The organism is Bradyrhizobium valentinum, from assembly GCF_001440405.1.
GTDB classification, from domain to species: domain Bacteria; phylum Pseudomonadota; class Alphaproteobacteria; order Rhizobiales; family Xanthobacteraceae; genus Bradyrhizobium; species Bradyrhizobium valentinum.
Window position 1 is genome coordinate 174,909 of sequence record NZ_LLXX01000143.1, and the last position, 4,833, is coordinate 179,741.

General features: G+C 60.0%; 4 protein-coding genes. All 4 read left to right on the forward strand.

From position 1 onward, the window contains the following. The coding region (locus CP49_RS47830; RefSeq protein WP_245310863.1) for a transporter substrate-binding domain-containing protein at positions 1–693 on the forward strand (693 nt) is incomplete at its 5' end. Further along, entirely contained in the window at positions 690–935 is a 246-nt protein-coding gene (locus tag CP49_RS47835; RefSeq protein ID WP_420807647.1) for a hypothetical protein, read from the forward strand. The genes CP49_RS47830 and CP49_RS47835, both read left to right, overlap by 4 nt. A gap of 286 nt (positions 936–1,221) precedes the next feature. Beyond that, positions 1,222–1,599: a response regulator gene (locus tag CP49_RS25790; RefSeq protein ID WP_057852966.1), complete on the forward strand. Its 378-nt coding sequence runs from the start codon at positions 1,222–1,224 to the stop codon at positions 1,597–1,599. A gap of 1,138 nt (positions 1,600–2,737) precedes the next feature. Next, the coding region (locus tag CP49_RS25795; protein WP_245310867.1) for a DEAD/DEAH box helicase at positions 2,738–4,833 on the forward strand (2,096 nt) is incomplete at its 3' end.

A 4,833-nucleotide genomic window follows, 5' to 3' on the forward strand; every position in this document is an offset into this window, starting at 1 on the left:
AGCGGTATCAGCATCGAACTCTGGAGAAAGATCGCCGCTGGGGCGCATCTGCGCTTTCGCTTGGTCGAGACCCAGAACGTGCAGGATCTGCTGGATGACGTCGCGAAGGGTACCCTCGACGCCGGTGTCGGAGCGGTAACTGTGACCGCTGGACGCGCACGCAGCGTCGATTTTACTCAACCCTTCTACAACACCGGACTCGGGATTGCGGTGCCAGTCAATGAAAGCGCCTGGGTATCGATCGGGAGGGCGCTTCTTTCCTTCGGCTTCTTCCAGGCAGTCGCGGTACTGCTCTGTTTTGCGATGGCGGTCGGCTTCCTCATCTGGCTGCTGGAACGCCCGGAAAACCGAACATTTCGGCGGAGGAGCCAAGGGACTCGGCTCCAGCTTCTGGTGGTCGACCATCGCCATGACGCAGGCGGGAGCCGCTCAGAATGCGCCGGCAACGCTTCCGGGGCGAATCGTCGCAACCGGGTGGATGATCGCTTCCGTTATCGCCATAGCCGTGTTCACCGCAGGCATCACCCTCCACCCTCACGCGCCGAGGGCTCGAAGGCGCGGTTCACGGCTTCAACGACCTGCGATCCGTGCGCGTCGGTGCTGTCGCGAACTCTGCGACAACCGACTACCTCACTCGTCAGCAGCTTTCCTTTCGAGCATTTCCGGACCTTCAAAGCGGCCTATCTGCATTGAGCCGCGGCACGATCGATGCCTTCGTCCATGATAAGCCGCTTCTGACCTGGATCGTTCGGAAGGATTTCCCAGCCTCGGTTCGTGTTGTCGACACCAGCTTCAGCAGCGAGAGCTATGCGATTGTGCTGCCGAAAGGCAGCACCTTGCGGCCGATGCTCGATCTCGCCGTGCTCGATCAGATCGAAAGCCATTGGTGGCGACAAACGCTGTTCCAAACCCTTGGAAATGCACGATCTCCCTAACTCACCGTTGCGACCGCCATCTGGGTCTCGGGGCTTCGCAAAACTGCGAGGCGAGCCATGCACCTATCGCCGATTGACGCCTTTCTTGCCGTCGCCACCCTAGGAACCGCAGTCCTGATCGAGATCGGGGCTTTCATACTCTTGGGGCTGATCTGAAAGATCACCGCTTAGAGCGCGGGCCGACCGCACGCGATTGCCCTCCGCCCCAGTTATGTCCACCTTTTTGAACCAAGGGCACCCCGACCCATACATACATTGACGGTTCTCAAGCGCGCCGGGGGAAATCGTGGCCGAGTTACCCCTCATTCTCGTCGTCGAGGACGATTATCAGCTGCAAGGTATCGTGGAAGAGGCATTACGGGACGGCGGATTTGAGACCGACATCCTATCCAGCGCCGAGGAAGCGCTGACTTTGTTCAAGACCGGCAGCAAGAACTACCAGGCGCTCGTCACCGACGTGAACCTGAAAGGCCGACTGAGCGGTTGGGGGGTAGCGAGACAGATCAGGGAAAAGGACCCTGCGTTCCCGGTCGTCTACATGACGGGCGCGGGTGGGGACGAATGGGCGTCGCAAGGCGTCCCCAACAGCATCCTGCTGCAAAAACCGTTTGCGCCCGCGCAGCTAGTCACCGCCGTTTCCCAGCTTCTAAATAGCGCAAGCTAAAACCAGAGCAGGCCCCACCCTCGGCTTCCGAGGCCAAATGAGCAAGCCCACTGCGCGCGCGGTCCCGCCTCGGGTAGCGTAGTGGGGCTGGGGTGGGACGGAACCGTGCCAGGCCGCTCGGGGACGTCGGCCCGATCTGATAACGCGGCGGTGTAGGCTGTCGTTCCTGACGCGACGAACAGCGCGCGAGGCCCAGATGAGGGGTAGCCGGGCCTCTGGCAAGAACCTCAACACCACCCCTCCGTACCGCTCGGTCGATGCTCTAATGAACGCTGATGCTCTAATGAACGCTAGGGCACTGATCAGACTCTGTTGCGGGAATTCGCGATGGTCTTCTGCGCGGTATCAGGCAGCGGCGGCGGTTGCGGACTCGTTGAGGAAACCTCCAGCCTCGAACGAGTCCGCTCGCGCGGCGTTCAACACCAAGGAAGCGCCGGACAGCTTGTTGTGCCGCAGACGAAGCGAACAGCCAAGCCTTCATTGATCAACTTGATCTTACATCGACGCCTGAGCAGCGGCCGGTCAAAAGGAGATGCTGACCGAGCGCCGGCAAGAGGCCGGCGGCCAGCAGAAGAAGTCGGCCTGACTGAATCGCTTTGGTAATGTACGGTTCGCGTGATGTGCCACTTGGCGGCTCCCGGCCGGCCGGAAGCACAGCTCCGGGCTTCATCTCGATGGCATTTGCGTCGCGGAATTGCGCGCAACAGGTTCGCGCAACGATCTCGCGTTTCCCATCTTCTAAGCGGAGGCCCGTTATGTTTGCCAAAGCAGCCACGTGACCTGCCAGAGCCACAGCATCAGGATCGGAAAGGCGAAACTGAAACGCACTGATGCCGAGAACAGTGATCTGTCGGGCAGAGAAAGGGGGACGATCGACACGCCTCGCTCCCAAGCGATGTTTCACGGGATGATTAGACTGGAAACGTGCGATCATATTCGCATATGTAGGCAGCCCTAGGCGTAGCTCCCACATCAGAGCTGGCCTGTTCGAAGCAAGACTCGCCATCAGCGTGAGATGATCGCGATCAACAACGGGATTAACGTGGGCCGTTCTAAAAAAGCGCAGGTTGCCAGCAGGGCAACGAAGCGAAAGAATTCTTCATCGCGGACTGCAATCTCTTCTTCATCGCCTTTAGGCATGATGGCCCTCCATCTGCTCGCACAGTGGAGGAGGTCTGGCCGCAATGGCGTCGTCTTTCTTGCTGAACACGAGAATAGAGCCGAGCGGCTGGGTGCCATCATTCATGCCCTCGATGCTTCGTGCGATGTGCTTGTTTTTCCAAGACTCAATACGCTGCCGTTCGATCAGCTGGAGCCGTCGCACGAAATCGCAGGCAGACGAAGTTCGGTCTTGCGGCGCCTTGCCAAGCCTGAAAAACCGATTCTGCTCGTGTCCACGGCAGAGGCCGTGATGGAGCGCCTGCCTATGCCGGCGAGTTGGTCGCGCGTAATCCTCTGTTTGAAAGTGAGCGCCGCGTTTTCTGAACAAGATCTCCGCGCACGGCTTGAGCCCCTCGGATACGACCTTGATGAAGAGGCGGACTATCCTGGCGGCGCCCTGTTTCACGGAAAGACATTCGAGATTTTTCCCGCCGGCGCACTTGGTCCGTTCAGAGTAGAGCATTCGGGTGGGGTGATACGTCGGGTCGTGGCGTTCGACCCGATAGAACATGACATCGTTTTTGAGACGAAGGAGCTTCTCATCGACCCGATGTCGGAGCGGCTGGCGTTCGGGAACATACGCGGAAAGCGCTCGACCCTGTTCGACTATTGTGGTCGAGCCAAGTGGATCGCGGATGCCGGCGTTTCAGCGCACGCTGATAGCTGGCTAAACACGATCGAGGAGGCGGCGGGTCGCACGGACAGAGACCGAGAATACCTCGGGAGACGCGAATGGAAGCAGGCGACCAGGCCTATGAAGGTGCTGTCGCAAAAGGCACCTTTCGCTCCCATACCGGACTTTTCGCAGGTCGCATCACCCAGGAAGGCGCTTCGTGCGTTCGTCGACGATACGCGGCGCGCCGGTTCGCGACTGCTTTTCGTCGCAGCGCATGAGGACGACCTGCGCGTGCTGGAACGGATGAGTGGAGACAAGGCGGAGCACTTTGCGGATTGGAACGAGGCGACGGCTGGACGCAACCGTGCGGCAGCACTTCTGGCCGACTTCGATAGGGGTTTTGTCCTACCTGGTCGGAAACCTCTTGTCGTTGTGACGGCTTCCGATGTGCTCGGCAGCAGGGCTCATCATCCGCAGCCCCTGGCCAGAAGCTGGACTGCGGCTTTCGACCACGCAGATGTGCCGGAGCAGGGGACAGCGGTTGTTCATCTGCAGCGAGGGCTGGCCTTGCTCGATGGCTTGCAGACCGTGGCAACGGGAGGCGGGTCGTCGCGCGAAATGATCAGGCTCGTATTTGCGGGAGACGACGCAGTGCTTGTTCCGCCCTCTGACCTGGCCTTGATCTGGCCATATGCGTCGGAGCGCGGCGAACTCACCCTCGACAAAGCGGATGGAAGTACATGGTGGAGCCGGCGTACTGAGGCGGAGCGCGAAATTCAAATCGCCGGCAAGCAGCTCGCCAAACACATCAGCCAGCGGCGCCGCCGGCGGGCTCCGAAGCTTGTACCTCCTGGTCCCATCTATGAGAGGTTCGTCGCGCGTTTTCCGTATTTCACGACAGTCGATCAAGCGAAGGCCATTCGGGACGTTTTGAATGATCTTGCGTCGGGCCACCCCATGGACAGGATCATTTGCGGCGACGTCGGATTCGGTAAAACCGAGGTGGCTTTGCGAGCCACGGCCGCCGTCGTGTTGTCAGGTAAGCAGGTGGCGATAGCGGTGCCGACGACCGTCCTGGCAAGACAGCATGTCGCGACTTTCCGCAAACGCTTCGCTCCGTTTGGCATCGAAGTGGGGAGTTTGTCGCGAACCGGTTCAGGCGCAGAGACAAGAGAGGTGAAGGAGGGGCTAAAGAGTGGCAAATTGAAGGTCGTAGTCGGAACGCAGGCCCTCGCCTCGAAGGACGTGAAGTTCGCCGGCCTCGGCCTTGTCGTCATCGATGAGGAACAGCATTCTGGGGCGACGGAGAAGGCGAGACTTTCCGGGCTGGCCAAGAGTATTCATGCCCTTTGGATGAGCGCCACGCCGATTCCGCGGACTCTCGCGGGCGGTCTTGCTGGCTTCAGGGATCTTAGCGTCATTGCCTCTCCGCCCATTCATCGACTCCCGGTCGTCAC